The organism is Streptomyces luteoverticillatus, assembly GCF_003970715.1.
Lineage (GTDB): Bacteria > Actinomycetota > Actinomycetes > Streptomycetales > Streptomycetaceae > Streptomyces > Streptomyces abikoensis.
Genome location: NZ_CP034587.1, coordinates 903,830 through 918,549 on the forward strand (window position 1 = coordinate 903,830; position 14,720 = coordinate 918,549).

General features: G+C 75.5%; 13 protein-coding genes. 2 read left to right on the plus strand and 11 right to left on the minus strand.

Annotation, left to right across the window (positions count from 1 at the left end):
* Positions 1–63: 63 nt before the first annotated feature.
* From EKH77_RS03710 to EKH77_RS03755, 10 genes are all read right to left on the minus strand, one after another.
* Positions 64–1,185, minus strand: coding sequence for a ferritin-like domain-containing protein (locus EKH77_RS03710; protein ID WP_126913002.1), 1,122 nt, complete (start codon positions 1,183–1,185; stop codon positions 64–66).
* A complete protein-coding gene (locus EKH77_RS03715; RefSeq protein ID WP_126913003.1) occupies positions 1,182–3,053 on the minus strand; it encodes a GMC family oxidoreductase in 1,872 nt (623 codons plus the stop codon). Before EKH77_RS03715 ends, EKH77_RS03710 begins: the two co-directional genes overlap by 4 nt.
* The gene (locus EKH77_RS03720; protein WP_126913004.1) at positions 3,050–3,547 is read right to left on the minus strand and encodes a hypothetical protein; all 498 of its coding nucleotides are present in this window, start codon (positions 3,545–3,547) and stop codon (positions 3,050–3,052) included. Before EKH77_RS03720 ends, EKH77_RS03715 begins: the two co-directional genes overlap by 4 nt.
* Positions 3,548–3,665: 118 nt before the next feature.
* Complete coding sequence (locus EKH77_RS03725; RefSeq protein ID WP_126913005.1) at positions 3,666–4,607, minus strand: threonine/serine dehydratase; 942 nt, start codon at positions 4,605–4,607, stop codon at positions 3,666–3,668.
* A 154-nt stretch (positions 4,608–4,761) separates the two neighbouring features.
* Positions 4,762–6,294 carry an NADH-quinone oxidoreductase subunit C gene (locus EKH77_RS03730; protein ID WP_126913006.1) on the minus strand — a complete coding sequence of 511 codons (1,533 nt, stop codon included), beginning with the start codon at positions 6,292–6,294 and terminating at the stop codon, positions 4,762–4,764.
* Between the two features lie 3 nt (positions 6,295–6,297).
* On the minus strand, positions 6,298–7,971 hold the full coding sequence (locus tag EKH77_RS03735; protein ID WP_126913007.1) for a proton-conducting transporter membrane subunit: 1,674 nt from the start codon (positions 7,969–7,971) through the stop codon (positions 6,298–6,300).
* Positions 7,968–8,723, minus strand: coding sequence for a hypothetical protein (locus tag EKH77_RS03740; protein WP_126913008.1), 756 nt, complete (start codon positions 8,721–8,723; stop codon positions 7,968–7,970). Before EKH77_RS03740 ends, EKH77_RS03735 begins: the two co-directional genes overlap by 4 nt.
* A 6-nt stretch (positions 8,724–8,729) precedes the next feature.
* Complete coding sequence (locus tag EKH77_RS03745) at positions 8,730–9,692, minus strand: respiratory chain complex I subunit 1 family protein (protein WP_240667206.1); 963 nt, start codon at positions 9,690–9,692, stop codon at positions 8,730–8,732.
* The gene (locus EKH77_RS03750; RefSeq protein WP_126913009.1) at positions 9,689–11,737 is read right to left on the minus strand and encodes a proton-conducting transporter membrane subunit; all 2,049 of its coding nucleotides are present in this window, start codon (positions 11,735–11,737) and stop codon (positions 9,689–9,691) included. The genes EKH77_RS03745 and EKH77_RS03750 overlap by 4 nt, the downstream gene beginning before the upstream one ends.
* Positions 11,738–11,912: 175 nt before the next feature.
* The gene (locus EKH77_RS03755) at positions 11,913–12,395 is read right to left on the minus strand and encodes an NADH-quinone oxidoreductase subunit B family protein (protein ID WP_126913010.1); all 483 of its coding nucleotides are present in this window, start codon (positions 12,393–12,395) and stop codon (positions 11,913–11,915) included.
* A gap of 434 nt (positions 12,396–12,829) precedes the next feature.
* Between EKH77_RS03755 and EKH77_RS03760 the strand changes: the two genes are divergently transcribed.
* Complete coding sequence (locus tag EKH77_RS03760; RefSeq protein ID WP_126913011.1) at positions 12,830–13,159, plus strand: DUF6233 domain-containing protein; 330 nt, start codon at positions 12,830–12,832, stop codon at positions 13,157–13,159.
* Positions 13,160–13,244: 85 nt separating this feature from the next.
* Positions 13,245–14,150 carry a hypothetical protein gene (locus EKH77_RS03765; RefSeq protein ID WP_126913012.1) on the plus strand — a complete coding sequence of 302 codons (906 nt, stop codon included), beginning with the start codon at positions 13,245–13,247 and terminating at the stop codon, positions 14,148–14,150.
* Positions 14,151–14,223: 73 nt separating this feature from the next.
* Here EKH77_RS03765 and EKH77_RS03770 read toward each other — a convergent pair whose 3' ends face one another.
* Positions 14,224–14,640, minus strand: coding sequence for a hypothetical protein (locus tag EKH77_RS03770; protein WP_164737734.1), 417 nt, complete (start codon positions 14,638–14,640; stop codon positions 14,224–14,226).
* Positions 14,641–14,720: the final 80 nt, after the last annotated feature.

Consider the following 14,720-nt stretch of genomic DNA (forward strand, 5'->3'; position numbering starts at 1 on the left):
CCGAAGCCCCACCGGCGCGGAGGACCGAGGCCCCGCCGGAGCGGACGGCGGCCCCTCCGGCCGTCAGCCCGCAAGCTCCGAACGAGCACGCGCCAACCGGCTATTAGTGATCTCGTACGTGGGTGACGCGAACAACCCCCGCGCCCGCCTCTCCGGGTCGGGGTGGGGGTTGCGGCAGAGCCACCCGGCGAGGTCGCGGAGCTCCAGCATCGTGGGCACGGTCCGGCGCAGCGCCCCGGGGTCGCCGGTGAAGGCCCGCTCCAGAACGCACAGCAACAGCGCGTAGACGTCGTCGAAGCGGTCGGCGGCCCGCCGGACCTCACCGCCCGGCGGGTAGTCGGCGACCCGGGCGGCGGGGTCGATGGGCTGGACGTCGTGCCAGGTCACGGCGAGCGCCGGGCCGGTCGGCCCGGTGGCGGGGGTGTCGTGGGGCCCGTAGGAACGCTGCCGGAGGATCTCGTCGAAGCGGAAGTAGTGCGCGGGCTGCCGGGCCTCGCCGAAGAGCCGGTCGTCGGAGTCGAAGACGGTCCGGTCGGCGCCCTCGCCCTGCTCGGTGATCACGCGCAGGGCGGTGAGCGCCGAGGCGAGGTCCGTGACGGGGAAGGCCTCCCCGCCGGAGTTGTAGAAGTCCCGGGGGCCGACCTGGCGCGCGGGGTCGCCGCGGAAGAGCTCGCGCTCGCCGAGCTCGTCCGTCAGCCGGAGCACGCCCTCGCGGATGGTCCGGTAGAACTGGCCGACCGAGGTCCAGCCGTCGTCCTCGCGGACCGACGGGTGGCCGGGCGGCTCGGCCACGTACGCGGGCCGTTCGACGGCCAGGAAGGTCTCCAGCGCCTCGACGCCGAAGTGGCGCAGGGCGACGGTCACGTCGTCCCTGCTGAAGGGCAGCCGGGCGGGGTAGGCGCTGACGAACCGCGAGTGGGCCACGAGGGGCCGGCCGCCGACGGCGTTGAGGAGGTTGGCGACGAGCGTCATGTGGAGCATCTCCTCCAGCACCACGCTCCGGATGACGAAGAAGGCGGGGCGGTTGGTGCCCGCCCGCATGGTGTGCATGGCGGTCAGGTAGGGCGGGATGGTGAGGTGTTCCAGCGTCAGCGCGGCCTGGAGGAACAGCTGGAGGTCCGCGCGGTCGCGCGGCACCCGGAACGGCGGCTCCGGCAGGACGGCGGGCGAAAGCATGACGGTCATGCCGGTCCTCCCGGTCGGCGGACGACCAGGGGCCGCCGCAGCTCCGCGAGGTCGCGGTCGACGGCCTCGGCGCTGCGCAGGGCGAGCGCGGCCATGGTGAGCGAGGGGTTGGAGGTGCCGACCGAGGGCATGCTGCCGCAGCCGACGGCGTAGAGGTTGGGGTGGTCCCAGCAGCGCTGCCACGGGTCGACCACGGATGTCGAGGGCGAGTCCCCCATGATGTGCGTCCCGGCCGCGTGGCCCGCGCCCTGGAAGACGTAGTCGTGGCCCTCGAAGCGGTACCAGCCGGGCGCGGCGGGCCCCGGAGCGTACGCGGTCCGGTCGTCGGCGCCCAGCAGGGCGAAGAGGCGGGCGGAGACGGCCCTGGCGGCGGCGATGCCGCGTTTGACGTGCTCGGAGAGGTCGTAGGTGAGGACGGGCCGGGGATTGCCGAGCGCGTCGCGGTGGCGGGGGTCGAGGGTGACGCGGTTGCGGCTCTCGGCGTCCTGTTCCATGGCGAACTGGAGGCACAGCTGGCGGCCGACCTCGTGGCCCAGCGTCTCGCGCAGCGCGGTGCCGAAGAGGCCCGCGCCGCGCGGCGCCCCGGGGTCGGCCCCGATGCCGAGGAGGCGGGCGACGTCGCTCGCCGGGGCGCCGGTGGGCCAGCTCCAGCCCCAGTTGGCGATCTCGACGCGGAAGGGGGCGCGGGCGCGCCGGGCGGGCCCGGTGCGGAAGCACTCCAGGCCGGAGGTGGAGCCGGGGCCCCGGAACGGGCCGGTGGGACGGTTCAGCAGGCCCCAGGTGAGCAGCGTGGGGTGGTCCATCAGGTTCCGTCCCACCTGGTCGCTGCTGTTGGCGAGCCCGGAGAGGAGCAGCAGCCGGGCGTTCTCGACGGCGTGGGCGGCGAGGACGACGACGTCCGCCTCGGCGGTGTGGGTGGTGTGGGCGGGGGCGGCGGGGTCGTCGTAGCGCTGGTACTCGACGCCGAGGACGCGCCCGTCGCCCGCGACGAGCACCCGGTCGACCACGGCGCGGGCGCGGAGGGTGACCCGGTGGCTCCAGGCGGCCTGGGTCTTGCGGGCGTCGTACTTCGCCTGGACGGGGCAGATGGGGACGCAGGAGGCGTTGCCGACGCACCGCTCGCCGTAGTTCGGCAGGCCGGTGGCGCCCACGGGGCGGTAGTGGTCGTGGCGTGGGTCGGGGGTGCCGTTGCGGGCGTGCGGGGTGGTGACCACGCGCAGGACGGTCCCGGGTCCGTCGGGTGTCTCCCGGAGGGGCACGCCGTCGAGGCGGGCGGCGAGGACCCGGTCGAGGTGGCTGCGGGGGATCGCGCGCATCGGGTAGGCGTAGCCGGGCGGGAAGGGCAGGCCGATCGCTTCGCGCTGCTCGTCGGCGTCGCCGGCGGCGCCCAGGGCGTGTTCGGCGGCCCGGTAGTGGGGTTCCAGGTCGGCGTAGCCGAGGGGCCAGTCGCGTCCGTAGCCGTAGGCGGCGCGCACGGCGAAGTCGTCGGGGTGCATCCGGGGCACGAGGCCCATCCAGTGGAGGGTGGTGCCGCCGCAGGCGCGCAGGTAGTCGCTGGCGTAGGGCAGGGGGCCGTCCTGGAGGAAGTAGCCGTGGGTCCGGTAGCCGCCGGACGGCAGGCCCTCCAGGTCGAGGACGTCCGGGGAGGGGGCGGCGGCGTTGGGCCGGTAGGGCGCGTTGGGGACCTTGGCGAGGGCCGCGTAGTAGGTGTTCAGGGCGTCGAGGTGGCCGGGCCAGGTGTCCAGGGTGCGGGTGCCGGCCTCCAGGACGAGGACGCGCCGGCCCCGGTCGCCCAGGTGTTTCGCGACGAGGGAGCCGGCGAGCCCGGCGCCGACGACGATGACGTCGTGGCGGTCCCCGGCGGTCACGCCACGTCCCCCGCCGCGTGGGCCGGGGTTCCGGGAGGCGGGTCGGCCCAGGTCCCGAAGCCGGGGGGCCGGGCGCCCGGCGGGTGGCCGTGGAAGGTCCGCCAGGCCAGGCCCTCGGTCCAGGCCTCGGGCGAGACGACGAAGGCGGTGTTGGGTTTCTCGCGGCCGAGCGCCGCGTGCGTGGCGCGGGCCAGGGAGGGCCAGACGCCCAGGTACCACAGGTGGGTGACGGCCCGGGCGATGTCGCGCGAGACCTCGTCGGCGAGGGCCGCCGGGTCACCCCCGGCCGCTGCCAGGTCGTCGAGGAAGCGGCCCACCGCCGCCCGGCCCAGTTGTTCGAGGGTGGTGTCGTGGTACAGCCGGACCATGCCGGTGCCCCGGAGGTCGAATTCGTCGAAGCCGGTGAGGCGTACGGACAGTTCGACGAACCCGGCGCATTCCGGGGGCGCCCCGGGCGGTTCGTGCGCTGTTGTCGCAGGGTGCTGGGTGTCCATCCGTACTCCCCCCGTCGGTACGCCTGCCGCATTTCTAGCGGAGCGTCCGCAATGGGCGGAAGAGGGATGAACGCCCTTCCTACTCCCGGATGTTGCCCGGGGGCGCACCCGTGGTTCCTCAGCGTCGCACGAGGTCGCTGGGGTCGGTGTTGGCGCCGCAGACGACCACGGCCACGCGCTCGCCCTCGGCGGGCGCGTACGCGGCGTCCGCTCCCCCGGCCAGGGCGGCGAGGGCGGTGGCGGCGGCGTGTTCGACGGCCAGTCTGCGGTCGTCCCAGAGGGCCTGGCGAGCGCGGACGATCGCGGTGTCCGGCACCAGCACGGAGCGCACGTCGGGGTCCCGGGCGATGGCCAGGGCGGTGCGGGAGGCCCGGCGGGCGCCGAGGGAGTCGGCGGCGACGGAGTCGACGGGCACGTCGACGACCCGGCCGGCCTCCAGCGCGGCGTTCAGCGTGCGGCAGCCCTCGGGCTCGACGGCGACCGTCCGTACGCCGTGGTGGCGCGCGGCGGTGGCGACACCGGAGAACAGCCCGCCGCCACCGACCGCCACGACCACGGTGTCCAGCCCGGGCACCCGCTCCCGGATCTCGTCGACGAGCGTGCCCGCCCCGGCCGCGATCAGCGGGTGGTCGTAGGCGTGGCTGGCCAGGGCGCCGGTGGTCGCGGCGAACTCCTCGCAGGCCGCCAGCGCCTCGGCGTACTCGGCGCCCACGAGGCGGACGTCCGCGCCGTAGCCGCGCAGCTTGGCCACCTTCACGTGGGGGGCGTTCTCGGGCAGGAAGACCGTGGCCCGCACCTCCTGGAGCCGGGCGGCCCAGGCGCAGGCCAGCCCGGCGTTGCCGCCGGAGGCGATGGTCACGCCGGCCTCGGGCAGCGTGCCGGCCTCGCGGTGGGCGGCGAGGAAGTTGTAGGCGCCGCGCGCCTTGAAGGAGCCGGTGTGCTGCATGTGCTCCAGGGCCAGCCACACGCCGTCGTCGCCCTCGACGACGGTGACGGGCCGGGTCCGCCCGGCCAGCCGGTCCGCGGCCCGCTTGACGTCGTCATAGGTGAGATCGCACACGCCCCTGCTCCTTCGAATGAACGGATCACTCCACGGTACGGGATCATTTCCGGTGGCGTCTCGGCCGGATGGCCCTACTTTCACTGGTTGTTCACGGGGTATGGGGACTGACACCGGCTCAGAGCGCCGGTACTGGGAGATCGTTGCCCTCGTATCAGAGATCGTTGCCCGCGTAGGAGAGGTTGAAGCTCTTGTTGGCCAGGGGGAAGTCCGGGACGATCGTGTCCGCCAGGGCGACCGGGAGCGCCGGCCAGTTGAGGAACGACGGGTCGACGATCTTCACACGGGTCAGTACCGGCCCCGGGACGAGTTCGACGCGGGTGGCGATCGTGCCGCGCCAGCCCTCGACGAGGCCCACGCCCGAGCGGGGGCCGGGGGCCGCCGGGCCGGGCTCCGGTGGCAGGGCCACGGCGCGGCCGGGAGCGAGGCCGTCCGCGAGGTGTTCGAGGAGGGCCAGCGAGGTGTCGGCCTCCTCCGCCCGGACCAGGAACCGGGCCAGCACGTCGCCGCCGGAGTGGACCGGGACGCGCAGCGCGGGGCCGTAGTCGCACAGCGGGTGGGCGAGGCGCGCGTCGGCCGCCAGGCCGCTGGCCCGTGCCACATAGCCCAGGCAGCCCAGGTCGCGGGCGGCCGCGGTGGTGAGCCGGGCCGTGCCCGTGAAGCGGTCGCGGACGGTGGTGTGGCCCAGGGCCAGCTCCACGATCGAGCTGATGTCCTCGCCGAGCGCCCGCAGCCGCCCCGGGCGGGGCACGGAGCGCAGCTCCGCCCCGCCGAGGACGACGCCGCCGCGCAGCAGCCGGTGCCCGGTGACCTCCCGGTTGAGCCGCAACAGCTCCTCCCGGACGCGCTGGGCCTGGGCGTTGAGCACGCCGTGACCGACGTCGTTGCACAGCGCGCCCAGGTCGGCGACGTGGTTGTGGAGCCGTTCGAGCTCCAGGAGCAGCGCCCGCGCGCGGCGGGCGGTGTCGGAGACGCGGACGTCGAGGGCCTCCTCGACGGCCAGGCAGTAGGCCAGCGCGTGCCCCACGGCGGTGTCGCCGCTGACGCGTTCGGCCAGCGGCAGCCCGCGCCCGGGGGTGCGGCCCTCGAAGAGCTTCTCGACGCCCTTGTGCGTGAACCACAGCCGGGCCTTCAGCTTGATGATGGTCTCCCCGACCACGGAGAACCGGAAGTGGCCGGGCTCGATCAGCCCGGCGTGCACCGGGCCGACCGGGATCTCGTAGACGCCGTCGCCCTCGACCTCCAGGAAGGGGTACGGCCCTTCGGGCTCGGCGAAGGGCGGGGGCGGTCCGGCGTCCGGGCTCATCGGGTACCAGCCGCGCGGCCAGTGGAAGTGCCGTACGAGCCGGTGGGGCAGCGGGTGGTCCCGGGGGACGATGCCGTACAGGTCGCGCATCTCCCGCTCGAAGCGTCCCCCGGGGAAGGACAGCCGGGCCAGCGTGGGCAGTTCCGGCGCGTCGGGGTCGAGGCGCACGTGCAGCTCGGTACGGGTGTCGGGCGGGCCGGAGACGAAGAGGTGGACGACCCGTACGGCGCGGTCGCGGTCGCCGTGGGCCGGGTCGTGGTGGGCGGCGACCAGGGCGAGGCGGTGGCCGGCGCGCAGCAGCGCGGCGAAGCGCCCGGGCAGTTCGGCGGCGTCGGTGTCGGTGACGGTCCGTGACCCGGTGGCCGTGTCGAGGGACTCCATGGCTCACCGTCCTCCGACGATCGCCGCGGCGGCGGTCAGCAGCCCCGTGAGCGGCCCGGTGGTCACACCGAGGGCCGCGCACAGCACCAGGCCGCCGGCCAGCGGAACCGCCTCCGCGGCGGGCAACCGCGCGGGCGGGCCCGGCAGCGGCGGCGGGCCCAGCAGTATCCGGGCCGCCCGGGCGCCCAGCGCGGCGAACGCGACCAGCAGCAGGAGCAGGACGACCCCCATGACCGCGCCCATGCCGGCCGCGAACCCGGCCCGTACGAGTCCCAGTTCGGCGGCGAACAGCCCGAACGGCGGCAGCCCCAGCAGGGCCAGCACGGCCAGCGCGAACAGGGCGCCCACCCCTGGCGCCTGGGCCAGCAGCCCGCGCACCCGGCCGATGCGGCTGGTGCCGCGCAGCCGCAGCACGTGCCCGGCCGTGCGGAAGGCGACGGCCTTGGCCAGGCCGTGCCCCGTGATGTGCAGCAGCATCGCGGAGGCGGCGAGCGGGCCGCCGACGGCGGCGCCGAGGGCGATCAGGCTCATGTGCTCCATGCTCGAGTAGGCCAGCATCCGCTGGTGGTCGCGCTGGGCCAGCAGCAGGGCGGCGGCCAGCGCGAGGGTGAGCAGGGCCGTCGCGGTGAGGAGGGTGCGCGTCCAGCCGGGGCCGAGGGCGGCGTCCGCGATCACCTTGTAGCGCAGCAGGGCGGTGAAGGCGACGGAGGACAGCACGCCGGACATCAGCGCGGAGACGGGTGCGGGCGCCTGGCCATAGGCGTCGGGGAGCCAGGCGTGCAGCGGGGCGAGCCCGGCCTTGGCGCCGAAGCCGAGGACGACCAGGCCGGTGCCCAGCCGGGTGACGGCCGGGTCGAGCTCCCCGGCCCGGGCGGCGAGGGCGGGCCAGTCCAGCGCCGACGCCTCGGGGATCCCGGCGCGGCGGGCCGCGTAGTAGAGGAGCACGGTGCCCAGGAAGGCCAGGGCGATGCCGGCCGAGCAGATCAGCACGTACTTCCAGGCGGCCTCGACGGAGGCGCGGGTGCGGCGGTGGCCGACCAGGAACGCGGTGAGGATCGTGGTCGCCTCGATGGCGATCCAGACGATCCCGAGGTTGGCGGCGAGCACGGCGGTGGCGAGCGTGCCGAGGAAGGCGTGGACCAGGGCGTGGTAGCGCCGGGCGGTCCGGGCCTCGGGCCCGGACGCCGCGCACGCCAGGACGGCCACGGCGCCGACCGTCAGCAGCATCCACACGCTGAGCGCGTCGGCGCGCAGCCCGTACGCGGCGACGGGCCCGTGCCGCGTGACGGTCCGGGCGAGCGCGACGGCACAGGCGAGGACGGTGAGGGGGGAGACGAGCGCGAGCCCCTGCGAGGCTGCCGTCCAGCCTGTCCGGCATTTGAGGACACGCGGCGAAGCCGCGTCCGGGGTCCGGCCCGGAGCCCCGGCGGGCTCCGGGGGGCCGGGGGCGGAGCCCCCGGTTTCGGGAAGGGGCGGGCCGGGGGAGGAAGCCACCGCACCCACGCCCACCCGTACGCGCCGGGGTGCCACCCCCCGCTGACGTGGCGGCCGCGCCGTGCCCGCCACGGCGGCCCGCCGTCTCCGCGCCCCCGCCAGGGCGAACGCGCCCGCCACCGCGAACGGCACCCCCACCGGCGCGGTCAGCAGCAGCACACAGGTCGTGGAGTGCGTCGTCATCGGTCGCAGAGCTCCCGCAGGTCGTCGATGCCGGTCCCGCCGAAGGCGGCCCGCATCCGGGTGGTGAGGATGCCCAGCACGAGCACCGCGAGGAGCACGTCGAAGGACACGCCGAGCTCGACGATGAGGGGGACCCCGGAGGCGGCCAGGAACGCGGTGGCGGTGATGCCGTTGTCGAGCAGCAGGAAGCCGACCACCTGGGCCAGCGCGCGCCGCCGGGTGACCAGGACGAAGAAGCCGATGAGGACGACGGCCAGGCCGACCGGCAGGGCGCGGGTGGCGGGCGTGGGGTGGAGAGCCACCAGGGGCCTGGCGACGGCGTAGGCGAGGAGGGTCAGCAGGGCCGCGCTCAACAGGGAGGCGGCGACGTTGACGAGCGGCTGCGTCTCGCGGGCCTCGCTGACGTCCTCCGCGTAGTGGTGGCCCGCTCCCCCGCCCGCTCCACCGGCCGGGCCACCGGCCGGGCCACCGGTGAGCGGCGCGGGGCCGGTCGCCACGGCGGTCAGGGCGCGCCGCATCAGCAGGGGCAGCAGCCCGGCGCGCAGCAGGCCGATGCCGACGGCGACCGCGAGCAGTTCCCAGCGGCTGCCGTGCCCGTCGAGGAGGGCGGCGATCCCGGCGAGGGCCACGCCCTGGAGGGCGAACACCCGGACGATCGAGGCGAGCTGGCGCAGCCAGAGCACCACCACGGCGGCCAGCAGGAACGCGCCGCAGACCAGGTCGAGGAGCTGGGCGTGGAGGGTGCCTGGCACGGCTCGTCACGCTCCCGTCAGGAAGTAGGAGGCGGTCACCGCGAGGAGGGCCAGCAGCAGGGAGCCCGCGAGGAGTTCGGGGACGCGGAACAGCCGGAGCTTGGCCCAGCACACCTCGGCGGCCGCGAGGGCGGCGCCCAGGGCCGCGACCTTGACGGCCAGGAGCGCGATCGCGAGGGCGACGGCGAGCGGGGCGGCGGTCGTGGCGATGCCCCAGGGCGCGGCGAGGGTGGCCAGCAGGCCGAGGAGGACGGCGAGCCGCATCTGGGCGCCGAGTTCGACGAGCGCGAGGTCCGGGCCCGCGTACTCCAGGACCATCGCCTCGTGGACCATGGTCAGTTCCAGGTGGGTGGTGGGGTTGTCCACGGGGAGCCGGCCCGTCTCGGCCAGGACGGCGAGGGCGAGGGCGGCGGTGGCCAGCAGCCCGGACGGGGAGGCGAGCCGGTCCGCGTCGCGCAGGCCGGCGGAGACGATGGCGGCCAGGTCGGTGGAGCCGGCGGGCAGCGACAGGGCGAACACGGCCAGCAGGATGGCGGGTTCGACGAGGGCGGCGACGGTCATCTCCCGGGAGGCGCCCATGCCGCCGAACGCGGTGCCGGTGTCCAGCCCGGCCAGGGCCAGAGCCACGGTGCCCAGGGCGAGCAGCGCGACGACGAGGATGAGGTCGGAGCGGCCGGTGGCGAGGGTGGCGGTGCTGGCCAGCGGCATCAGCGCGGCCACCACGGCGGTGGTGGCGACCAGTAGTGCCGGGGCGACGCGGAAGGCCGGTCCGGTGCCGGTGGGGGTGATGGGCTCCTTGCGCAGCAGTTTGCGCAGGTCCCGCCACGGCTGGCGGACGCCCGCCCCGGCCCGGCCCTCCATCCGGGCCCGTACCTGCCGCATCAGCCCGGTGAGCAGGGGCGCCCCGGCGACGACCGCCACGACCTGGGCGCACATGGCGGCCGCCCCGGCGGCGGTGTGGCCCGTCACGGGCGCGCCGCCAGGACGAGCAGGAGGGCGACGAGGCCGCAGAAGCCGTAGCCGAGGTAGAGGTGGACGCTGCCGGTGGCCAGTCGGCGGGAGGCGTGGCCGAGGGCGGTGACGGCCTCCAGCAGCGGCCGGTAGAGGCGGTGTTCGAAGCGGTCGGGGACCCGGCGGCGGAACCGTACCCGTTCGACGAGGTAGGCGGATTCGGGGGCGGCCGTCACGCGGACGTCCTGTTCGGGCGCCAGCACCCGGTCGAAGATCCGCTGGAGGGGCTCGGCGAACGAGGTGGCGGTGTAGGCCATGCGGGCGGTCGGCGCGCCTCCGCCGCAGTCCCACAGGCGGGCGTTGCGGCGCCGGCGGCGGCGCGCCAGGAGGCGGGCGAGCGCGCCCGCGGTGATCAGACAGGCCGTCAGCGCGCAGGCGGCCCACAGCGGGGAGAGGGTGGTGGCGAGGCGGTCCAGGCGGACGCCGAGGGGGCCGCCGGTCAGCGGCGGGCCGTCGGCGAGCCCGGTGGCGGCGACCGCCGCGGACAGTCCGTCGCCGAGGACGCCGGGGACGAGCGCGAGGGCGGCGCAGAGGGCGGCGAGGAGGCCCATCCCGGCGAGCACGGCCGGGGGGCTCTCGCGGGCCTCGGCGGCGCGGGTGCCGCGCGGGCGGGCGAAGAAGGCGACGCCGAGGGCCTTGACGAAGACGGCGGCGGCCAGTCCGGCGGACAGGGCGATCACGGCGACGGCCGGGGGCAGCACGAGGGCGGTGACCAGGCCGGGCACGGCCAGGCCGTGGATGAGGGACTGGAGCAGGAGCCACTCGCCGAGGAAGCCGTTGCCGGGCGGCAGGGCCGCCGCGCCGAGCGCGGCGAGCGCGAAGAAGCCCGCGGTGACGGGCATCCGGGAGCGCAGGCCCCCCATGCGGTCCAGGTCGCGCAGGCCCGTGGCCCGCAGCACCGAGCCCGCCGCGCAGAACAGCAGGCTCTTGAACGCGGCGTGGTTGACGAGGTGCAGCAGGGCGGCCGCCAGGGCCAGCGCGGCGGGGGCGCCGCCGCCCGCGTCGGCGAAGAGCCCGGCGGCGCCGACGCCGATGAGGGCGAGGCCGAGGTTCTCGGAGGTGGAGTAGGCGAGCAGCCGCTTGAGGTCGGAGGCCATCGCGGCCTGGAGGATGCCGTACGCGGCGGAGAGCGCGCCCGTGGCCAGGACGCCCAGCCACCACCAGCGCGGGCCGCCGTCCAGCAGGTCGAAGCCGGTGCGGACCAGTCCGTAGATCCCGAGGTTGACCATGGCGGTGCTCATCAGCGCCGAGACGTGGCTGGGGGCCTCGGGGTGGGCCCGGGGCAGCCAGGGGTGCAGCGGCACCGCGCCCGCCTTGGCCGCGAACGCGGCGGCGGTCAGGACGAAGACGGTGCCGCGGACGGCGGAGGGCAGGTGGTGGGCGCCGTCGCGCAGCGCGGTGAACGTCTCGCCGCCCGCGCGGGCGGCGAAGAGGGCGGTGCCGGCCAGGAGCAGGAGGAAGCCGAGCTGGGTCATGACGCCGTACCAGAGCCCGGCCGCGCGCACCGCCGCCCGCGCGGCGGGCGGACCGCTCCGGTGCCCGGCCAGGACCAGCAGCAGCGAGGTGAGGGCCATCAGCTCCCACAGCAGCAGGAAGGAGCAGACGGAGGCGGCGGCCGGGACGAGCAGCAGGGTGAGGGCGAAGAGCGGCAGCACGGCCTGGGCGGTGCGGGAGGCCGCGCCGTGGCCGGTGTGCCCGGCGGCGTACCCGATGCCGTAGACGGCCACGGGGAGGATCACTCCGCCGGCCACGGCCATGAACAGGCCGGACAGGGCGTCGACGGCCAGGTGCGCTCCGGTGGGCGGCAGGATGCCGGGCAGGGAGGCCGACCAGCGGGCGCCGCGCAGGGCGGCGGTGCCGGCGGCGAGCCCGGCGGCGCCCGTCGCGGCGGTGCAGACGCCCGACGCGACGACGCGGGGCCGGCCCGGCAGCGTCGCCCCGCACAGGGCACCGGCGGCGGCAGAGGCGACCGCCGCCTCGGTGGCGTGCCCGATGACGCTCATGTCGCCGCTTCCGACGTTCCGTAGGCGGGCCCGGCTACGGGCAGGTGGGGGCTGCGGACCAGGGTCGGATGCCGCCCGGTGGTCGGTTTGTGCCCACCCGTTCCGCCCTGCGGAACGATTGCCCACAAACCGTGGGCGAGCCCGGTATCCGGCGGGCGGCCCCCCGTCGTGCCGCTCATCGTCCGGTCACCCGGCGCAGCGCGGACACGATGTGTTCCGGCTCCGGGGGGCAGCCCGGGATCTCCAGGTCGGTGGGGACCACGTCGGCTACCGCGCCCTCGACCCCGTAGCCCCCGGCGAACTCCCCGCGGTTCAGGGCGCAGTCGCCGACGGCCACCACCAGGCGGGGCCGGGGCATGGCGGCGACCGTGCGGCGCAGCGGCTCGGCCATGTTGCGGGTCACCGGGCCGGTGACCAGCGCGACGTCGGCGTGCCGGGGCGAGGCCACCAGGCGGGCGCCGTACCGCTCGGCGTCGTACACGGGGCCGAAGGCGGCGGCGATCTCGATCTCGCAGCCGTTGCACGAACCCGCGTCCACGCAGCGGACCTGGACCGAGCCGCCCAGGTCTCGCGCGGCGCGGGGCGGGGCGGCGGTGGGTGGTGGCGGGGCGGGCTCCGCCACCCGTCCGGTGTCGCGGATCTTGCGCAGCAGGCCCATGCCGCCTCCCTCGAAAACTCCCCGGCGCCCGGTACCGCCGCGCCGTGGGACTGAGTAGTAAACGGCCGCACCCCCCTCGGGGGTTACGGGCCCTGGGCCGTTTCACCGCCGCCCGCTCCGCTGCCGGCCGGGCCCGCACTGTGAGTGGCGCCGGGGCCCGTACGCCGGGAGATACGGGGCGTTCACGAGGACAGGTGATAACGGAATGGCCAAGAGGTCGGTGATGCCTGTATCGGCGGTCGGCACCTTTGGATAGACCCGAGTCCTATGCCACCGCCGGGAAAGGCGCCCGGAGCTGCGGATCGTATGACCAGCCGATCGTCGCCAACGCCGAGCGGATGCCGTTCTCGCTGGTCAAGCCCGCAAGTCAGCACCGTGGGCCATTGCCCGGAACCGGGCTCGCCCGGAGTCCCCCGCTGCTACTGTCCCGCCTCATGGAGACCCTCTTCACTGCTGAGGAACTCGTCCGAATCGAGGCCGCCGCGCTGGAATGCGGCCTCTCCGTGCGGGATTGGGTGCGCGAGGTCGTGCTCCAGCGCCTCAAGGGCGAGTGGCGCCACGACCTCGAGGACGCGATCTGGCCGGTCACCGTCCACCGCCGCCCCGGCGGCACCCTCCAGGAGCTGCATCACGCGGGCTGCTGGGTGCCCAGGGGCGGCGAGGACACCCTGACCACGGCGGAGGCCCGCGAGCGCGCGGCCAAGTTCGACGTCCGGTTCTGCGACGCCTGCGAGCCCGAGAGGTTCCTCGTCCCCTTCGAGTGACCGGGTGACCGGGTGACCCGGTAGTGGGCGCGCGCCATTACGCTGTCCCCCTCAAGATCAATTAGGTGGGTGGGGGAAGTACGGCATGAGGGTGTGGACGCGCCTCACGGGGTGGGCGACGCTGCTCACCGGGTACGCGACCGTCCTGCTCGGAGCGGCACCGCTGAGGGAACTGCCGCCCAAGCGGCACCAGTTGGGGTTGTTGTGCGCGACGGCCGTGTGCGCCGGATGCTGGATCCTCGCTTCGCTCGTGGTCCGCGCGCACCGACGCGAGGCCCTGCGGAAGAAGACCTGGCGCAGGCGTTACGAGCCCTGGCCCGAGCCTCGGCCGTCCCGGCTGCTCTGCTGGGCGCTGGGCTTCGGCGTCGCGCTCACCAGCGCCGCCGCGCTGTGCCAGGGCGTGGGGCCCGACGGCGCGGAGGGCGAGTGGCTCGCCACGGCGGCCCGGGCCGGCGCGGTGACGGGCGAGGTGCGCGTGGAGCGGATCCTGGGCGAGCCGCGCCCCACGGACGTCGAGATCAACGACACCGACGAGTACGCCTCGACGATCGTCGCCACCGTCCGGTTCGACTCGGGCGCCCGTCAGGTGACCGTCGAGGAGGTGCACACCGCCGGCAGGCCCGAGGTGGGCCGGGCGGTGGAGCTGCTGTACGTTCCCGACCGGCCCGAGCTGGGGGCCCGTCAGGCGCCGGGCAACGACATCGGCACCTTCGCCGGCCGCATGATCATGCTGCCGGTCATCTGGACCTTCGCCCTCGCCGCGGGTTTCGTCACCGGCGTGGCCATGCACCGCAGGGAACCCGGCGTCCGCTACGCGCGTCGATTCGAGCCCTGGGTCCATCTGCCCGCCGCGCTCCTCCTGGTGTGCGGCGCGGGCCTGGTCCTGCCCCTGCTCATCGGCTTCCCCGAGACGGGGACCGGCTGGGCCCTGGCGGCCGCGAGCGCCACCACGCCGTGGCTGGCACTGGCCTGGGTGGCGAGAACGAGCTGAGAAAAAGGCCGGGAACGAGCCGAGCGGGGCCCACGACAGTGGGCCCCGCTCGGCGGGAGGACGAACCGGGAGGTCAGGAACGGCGGCGCTTGAACGCCCGGCGGATCATGAAGATCACCAGCACGATCACCGCCACCACGAACAGGACGGCCAGGATCAGGATGACGAGCAGGGCCACGCCCAGCTTCGCGAAGAAGCCCTTCTTCTTTTTCTTCTTCTTGCCCTTGGCCAGCGTCGTGTGACCGTGCTTCTTGTGCGAGGCGGCGACGGCCTGGTGGCCCTGCGACGCGTCCGCGCCGCCCGTGCCCACCGCCGCCGTACCGGCCTCGGCGGCCGCGACGGAGACGACCCGCGCGGTAGCGGCGGACGGGCTCGCCGCCGTCGCGGGCGTCGCCATCAGGACGGCGCCCAGCGCCACGGCCACCAGGGCCGACATCCTGCGGGCCACCCGGCCCCTGTACCGTCCGTCGTGCTTCCGCTCGTGCTTCATCCGCGCCCCCTGTGTCTGGTGCTCTGGCATTCGGTGCTCCGCAGGCCGCGGGGCGCATCCATTATCCGCACACCCGGAGA

Coding starts and splice junctions, on each gene's coding strand:
- EKH77_RS03710 (WP_126913002.1), bottom strand. CDS start 1,185: ATGACCGTCATGCTTTCGCCCGCCGTCCTGCCGGAGCCGCCGTTCCGG.
- EKH77_RS03720 (WP_126913004.1), bottom strand. CDS start 3,547: ATGGACACCCAGCACCCTGCGACAACAGCGCACGAACCGCCCGGGGCG.
- EKH77_RS03730 (WP_126913006.1), bottom strand. CDS start 6,294: ATGGAGTCCCTCGACACGGCCACCGGGTCACGGACCGTCACCGACACC.
- EKH77_RS03735 (WP_126913007.1), bottom strand. CDS start 7,971: ATGACGACGCACTCCACGACCTGTGTGCTGCTGCTGACCGCGCCGGTG.
- EKH77_RS03750 (WP_126913009.1), bottom strand. CDS start 11,737: ATGAGCGTCATCGGGCACGCCACCGAGGCGGCGGTCGCCTCTGCCGCC.
- EKH77_RS03755 (WP_126913010.1), bottom strand. CDS start 12,395: ATGGGCCTGCTGCGCAAGATCCGCGACACCGGACGGGTGGCGGAGCCC.
- EKH77_RS03760 (WP_126913011.1), top strand. CDS start 12,830: ATGGAGACCCTCTTCACTGCTGAGGAACTCGTCCGAATCGAGGCCGCC.
- EKH77_RS03765 (WP_126913012.1), top strand. CDS start 13,245: ATGAGGGTGTGGACGCGCCTCACGGGGTGGGCGACGCTGCTCACCGGG.
- EKH77_RS03770 (WP_164737734.1), bottom strand. CDS start 14,640: ATGAAGCACGAGCGGAAGCACGACGGACGGTACAGGGGCCGGGTGGCC.